Source organism: Luteibacter sp. P4_D7_3 (assembly GCF_056401735.1).
Genome location: NZ_JBFUIT010000555.1, coordinates 1 through 1,373, shown reverse-complemented (window position 1 = coordinate 1,373; position 1,373 = coordinate 1). Strand labels below are relative to the sequence as shown.

Sequence of the window (1,373 nt, the reverse complement as noted above, 5' to 3'; positions counted from 1 at the left end):
CCGCTGGGTGGTCCGCGCAGGCTTCGGCGTCGGTGGCCACCTCGCCTTCCAGCGAGTCGAGGAAATCGACTGCGCGGCGCAGATGGGGGATCACGATGGAGCCGCCGACCACGAGGCCCACGCTGAAGACTTCGAAGAATTCATCGCGGTTCACCCCGGCTTCCTTGCACTGGGCGACGTGATAGCTGATGCAGTCGTCGCAGCGCAGGACCATCGAGGCGACCAGGCCGAGCATCTCCTTGGTCTTCACGTCCAGGGCGCCCGCACGGTACGTCTGGGTATCCAGGGCAAAGAAGCGGCGGACGACCTGATTGTCCTCACCGAGGATGCGCTCGTTCATTCGCTTGCGAAACGCGGTGAACTCTTCGACGCGGTTATCGCCCATCAGTGCGCTGCCTCGAGGATTTCGGCCAGGCGGCCGCTACGATCGGCTGCCGAGAGGTCGTCGAAACCGCCCACGTGCGTGCCGTTGATGAAGATCTGCGGCACGGTGCGGCGGCCACCGCTCTTTTCGAGCATGAGGTCACGCTGGGTCGGATCCATGTCGATGCGAACCTCGTTCCACTCCAGGCCCCTGGCCTTGAGGAGGTTCTTGGCGGCGACGCAGTAAGGGCACACCGCGGTGGAATAGATGGTGATATCGGGGGTGGACATGGAGGGGGATGCTCCGGAAACGAATGGCCAAAAGATGGCGTCGCAGGGCGAATTTTGCAAGACGGGCGAACCCCGCCCCGCCGGCGCGGTCAAAGGCGATCGGACTCCCACGGCTGTGGAAGTTATCTATCCGTTTGGTGATGGTATCGTCCCCGACCTATGCGCACGCCCCTGCCCCGCCTTGCCCTGCTCGCTGCCAGCACTCTGGTCACCTTCGCCGTGGGTGCCCAGGACAACGTGCGCCTGCCCGACCTGGGCAGCTCCGCAGCCGGCCTCCTGAGCCCGCGCGAGGCGAATGAGTACGGCGACCAGATGCTCCGCCAGATGCACACCCTCGGGCTCACCGTGGACGATGCCCTGGTCGACCAGTACATCAACGACCTCGGCTTCCGGCTGGTCGCCGCCAGCGACCGGCCGAAGGACCACTTCCAGTTCTTCATCGTCAACGACAGCCAGATCAACGCCTTCGCGGCGCCGGGTGGCTATATCGGAGTGAACGCCGGACTGATCGACATCACCACCAGCGAGAGCGAGCTGGCGGGCGTGATCGCGCACGAAATTGGCCATATCACCCAGAACCACCTCTATCGCGCCTTCGAGGACTCCAAGAAGAACGCCCCGCTCATGGCCCTGGTGTTGCTCGGCGCGATCGCCGCCGGCGCGGGTGGCGGGGCCGGTGACGCCGCCCCGGCGGTTCTCATGGGGGGCCAGGGCCTGAT

The 1,373-nt window shown here is 65.3% G+C and carries 3 protein-coding genes; 1 reads left to right on the top strand and 2 read right to left on the bottom strand.

The features are described 5' to 3' along the window. Together AC1DSN_RS22670 and grxC are read right to left on the bottom strand one after the other, a co-directional pair. Positions 1 to 385: carboxymuconolactone decarboxylase family protein (locus AC1DSN_RS22670; RefSeq protein ID WP_477333090.1), on the bottom strand; the 385-nt coding region annotated here is incomplete at its 3' end. Continuing rightward, on the bottom strand, positions 385 to 654 hold the full coding sequence (grxC, locus tag AC1DSN_RS22665) for a glutaredoxin 3 (protein WP_477297776.1): 270 nt from the start codon (positions 652 to 654) through the stop codon (positions 385 to 387). The genes grxC and AC1DSN_RS22670, both read right to left, overlap by 1 nt. 159 nt (positions 655 to 813) lie before the next feature. On the opposite strand from grxC, the gene AC1DSN_RS22660 reads away from it, so the two are divergent. Continuing rightward, on the top strand, positions 814 to 1,373 hold a 560-nt coding region (locus tag AC1DSN_RS22660; protein ID WP_477333088.1), incomplete at its 3' end, for a M48 family metalloprotease.